At 73.5% G+C, this 4499-nt stretch carries 1 protein-coding gene; it reads left to right on the top strand.

The genetic code is table 11. From position 1 onward, the window contains the following. Nucleotides 1-136: 136 nt before the first annotated feature. Nucleotides 137-4499, top strand: a 4363-nt coding sequence (locus NM961_RS23715; RefSeq protein WP_255916904.1) for an SDR family NAD(P)-dependent oxidoreductase, incomplete at its 3' end; no start/stop codon positions are given.

The following is a 4499-nucleotide window of genomic DNA, read 5'->3' as shown; positions in this document are numbered from 1 at the left end:
CGCGCCGCGGCCGCAGGCCGCCGCCGCACCCGCCGTTCCGGCCGCCGTGGCGCGGCCGGCGGCGCGCTTTGCCCGCGCCATGCCGGCGCCGGCGGCGACGGCAGCGGCCGTGCGCCAGCCGATCGCGGTGATCGGCATGAGCGGCAGTTTCCCGATGGCCGCCGACCTGACCCAGTTCTGGCACAACCTGCGCGACGGCCGCGACTGCATCAGCGAGATACCGGCCGATCGCTGGGACTGGCGTGCGATCTACGGCGATCCGCTGCGCGAGCCGGGCAAGACCAACATCAAATGGGGCGGTTTCGTCGATGGCGTTGGCGAGTTCGACCCGCTGTTCTTCGGCATCGCCCCGCGCGACGCCGAGGTGATGGACCCGCAGCAGCGCCTGCTGCTGACCCATGCCTGGCGCGCCATCGAGGACGCCGGCTATTCGGCCCAGTCGCTCTGGGGCAGCCGCACGGCGGTATTCGTCGGCGTCGGCGATTCGGGCTACAGCAGCATCGTCGCCCAGGCCAATGTGCCGGTCGGCGGTTCCGGCGTGACCCTGGGCGTACCGTCGTTCGGGCCGAACCGGGTCAGCCATTTCCTCAATCTGCACGGGCCCAGCGAACCGATCGAGACCGCCTGTTCCAGCTCGCTGGTCGCGATCCACCGCGCCCTGCTCAGCCTGCATGCGGGGCAGTGCGACCTGGCCCTGGTCGGCGGCGTGCACATCATGCTCACGCCGTGGGCGCACCTGAATTTCAGCCGCGCCGGCGTGCTGGCCGTGGACGGCCGCTGCAAGACCTTCTCCGCCCAGGCCGATGGCTACGTGCGCGGCGACGGCGTCGGCATGCTGCTGCTCAAGCCGCTGGATGCGGCCGAGCGCGACGAGGACCTGATCTACGGCCTGATCGTCGGCAGCGCCGAGAACCACGGCGGCCGCGCCAACTCGCTGACCGCGCCCAATCCGAAGGCCCAGGCCGCGCTGCTGCGCACGGCCTATACCGAGGCCGGCGTGGATCCGCGCAGCGTGGGCTATATCGAAGCCCACGGCACCGGCACCTCGCTCGGCGATCCGGTCGAGATCAGCGCGCTGAAGGCCGCGTTCAAGGACCTCTACGCCGCCAGCGGCAGTGCCGAGGTCGCCGCGCCGCACATCGCGCTGGGCGCGGTGAAGACCAATATCGGCCACCTCGAATTCGCCGCCGGCGTGGCCGGCGTCATCAAGCTGCTGCTGCAATTGCAGCACCGCACGCTGGCGCCCAGCCTGCACTGCGCCGAGGTCAATCCCTTCATCGACCTGCGCGGCACGCCGTTCCGCCTGCTCGACCGCGCCCAGGAATGGCCGCTGCTGCACGATGCGCAGGGCCAGCCGTTGCCGCGCCGCGGCGGGGTGTCCTCGTTCGGCCTGGGCGGCGTCAATGCGCACGTCATCATCGAGGAATACCGCGCCGTGCCGGCGGCCCCGCCGGCGCCGCCCGCGGCCGTGCTGATCGTGCTGTCGGCGCGCACCGAGGCGCAGCTGGCCGAACAGTGCCGGCGCCTGCTCGCCGCCCTGGACGAGGGCCGCTACGCAGAGGAAGACCTGGCCGGCATAGCCTACACGCTGCAGGCCGGGCGCGAGGCGATGGACTGGCGCCTGGGCTTTGTCGCTGCCTCGCTGGCCGCGCTGCGCGAAGGGCTGCGCCGGCATGCCGCCGGCGAAGCCGTGGACGACGGCGCCAGCGGCGACATCCGCCGCAGCCGCGAGGCGCTCGCCGCATTCGGCAGCGACGAGGAACTGGCCGAGGCGCAGGAACGCTGGATCGCCCGCGGCCGGCTCGGCCGCCTGGCCGAATACTGGGTGCGCGGCGGCAGCGTGGACTGGAACCGCCTGTATCCGCAGGGCCGGCCGCGGCGCCTGCGCCTGCCGACCTACGCCTTCTCGCGCGAGCGCCACTGGGTGCCGCTCGGCGACGCTGGCTGGAACGAGGTCGCGCTGGCGGCCTTCGCGCCCGGTCCGCATGTGCTGCTGCAGCGCAATGTGTCGGATTTCGCCAGCCAGGCCTATGCGACGCGGCTGGACGGCAGCGAATTCTTCCTGCGCGACCATGTGATCCGCGGCAGCCACATCGTGCCCGGCGTGACCTGGCTGGAAATGGCCCGCGCCGCGCTGGCCGACGCCGCCGGCCTGGGCGCGGCGGCCGGCAACGGCCTGGTGCTGAGCCAGGTGGTCTGGCCGCGGCCGCTGGCCGTGGCCGGGGACGCGGTGGACGTGCGCATCGAACTCGCGCCGCAGCCCTCGGGCGAGGTCGCGTTCGCGATCCGCAGCGAGGGCGCCGATGGCGAGGCGCCGGTGCATTGCCAGGGCCGCGCGGCGCTGGCGGAAACCCCGCCGGAGCGGCTGGACCTGGCCCGCTGGCAGGCGCATTGCGGCGAGTGGATCCCCGGCGAGGTCGCCTACGCCGCACTGCCGCAGATCGGTTTCGCGTTCGGCCCCGGCCTGCGCGCGTTGCAGCGCCAGGCCTTCGGTGTAGACGCCGACGGCGCGCCGTTCGCACTGGCCCAATTGCAGCTGCCCGATGCGGTCGCGGCCGGCGCGGCCGGCTATGTGCTGCATCCGAGCCTGCTCGACGCCGCGGTCGGCCTGCTGCCGACGCCGGCCGCGGCGCAGGCACTGCTGCCGTTTGTGCTGGAACAGATCGAGGTGCTGGCGCCGTGTCCGGCCCAGGCCTGGGTACTGATCCGGCATGCGCCGGGCAGCAGCAGCGCGGATGCGGTGCAGAAATTCGATATCGACATTGCCGATGCCGACGGTGCCGTGGCGGTGCGGCTGCGCCGCTTCTGCCGGCGCCAGCTGGATCTTTCCGCCGCGGCCGGCACGAGTACCTTGCTGCTGGCGCCGCAGTGGCGCGAAGCGGCGGCGCCGGCCGGCGGCACCGCGCCGGCGGCACACCACCTCTGGCTGCTCGCGACCGATGCCGAGCCTGCGCAGGAGCTGGCCGTCGCGGCGGCCGCCGCTTTCCCGGCGGCCCAGGTCGCGACCATCGCCGCCCCGGGCAGCGCGGCGCAGGCCTTTGAACAGGCCGCGCTGGGCCTGCTGGCGCGGTTGCAGTCGCTGGCCGCCGGTGCGGCCGGCAGCGTGCTGGTGCAGCTCGTGGTGCCGGCGGCGGATCCGCTGCTGGCCGGCCTGGCCGGTCTGCTCAAGAGCGCGCGCCAGGAACTGGCATCGCTGACTGTGCAGCTGTTCCTGCGCGAAGACGGCGGTACGGCCGCACTGATCGCGCAACTGGGCGCCTGGCGCGAAGGCGGCCATGCCGTGCTGCGCCTGGCCCAGGATGGCTGCCTGATCGAGGATGTCGCTGAAATCCAGGCCGGCGCCGAAACCGCAGGCGCCGGCCACAGCCCGTGGAAAGAGCAGGGTGTTTACCTCATCAGCGGCGGCGGCGCCGGACTGGGCCTGAAGCTGGCGCAGGAAATCGCGCGCTGCGTGCAGCGGCCGCGCCTGGTCCTGCTCGGCCGCCGCGCGCCCGATGCGGCGCTGGACGCCGCGCTCGCCGCCCTCAACGACGCCGGCGCCGCGGCCGAATACCACGCCGTGGACATCGCCGACCGCGTCGCGCTTGATGCGACGGTCGCCGCGCTGCTGCAGCGCCACGGCCGCCTCGACGGTGTGCTGCATGCCGCCGGCGTGGTGCGCGACAGCTATCTCGCAGCCAAGACCGCGGCCGAGCTGAGCGCCGTGTTCGCGCCCAAGGTGGCTGGCCTGGTCAACCTGGACGAAGCCACTGCCGCGCTCGATCTGGACCTGTTCGTCGCTTTCTCCTCGGTCGTCGGCCAGTTCGGCAATGCCGGCCAGGCCGACTACGCCGCGGCCAATGCGTTCATGGACCATTACCTGCGCCAGCGCGCCGCGCAGGTCGCGCGCGGCGAGCGCCGCGGCCGCAGCCTGTCGGTGAACTGGCCGCTGTGGCGCGACGGCGGCATGCAGGTCGCCGCTGCCGTGCGCGAACAGATGCAGCGCCTGCTCGGCCTGGCCCCGCTGGACACCTCTACCGGCTGGCGCCTGCTCGACGCGGCCCTGGCCAGCGGCCTGGCGCAGGTCGCCGTGGTCTGCGGCGACGCCCCGCGCATCCGCCAGACCCTGCTCGCCGCCCCGGCACTCGCGCCCGCGCGCACAGAAAGCGCGCCGGCCGCGGCGGCCGGCGAGGACCAGCTCGCGCGCATCTACGCGCTGCTGGTCGAGGTCATCGTCGACCTGGCCAAGGTCGACCGGGCCGAGATCTTCGCCGATGTCTCGCTCAACACCCTGGGCTTCGATTCGATCGGCTTCACCGAATTCAGCAACCGCCTGAACCACCAGTTCGGCCTGAGCCTGGCGCCGACGGTGTTCTTCGAGCATTCCACGCCGGCGGCGCTGGCGCGCTATCTGGCCGCGCGGCATGCCTCGCAGCTGCTGGGCGCGGCCGCTGCGGCGGCCGCGACGGCACCGGCGGCAGCCGCCGGCGCGGCCCGCGCCGTGCCGCTGCACGCCACGC

Origin of the sequence: Tahibacter harae (assembly GCF_024437735.1) — a bacterium.
In the GTDB taxonomy this organism is placed as follows: Bacteria; Pseudomonadota; Gammaproteobacteria; order Xanthomonadales; family Rhodanobacteraceae; genus Tahibacter; species Tahibacter harae.
This window is presented reverse-complemented; position numbering and strand designations above follow the sequence as displayed.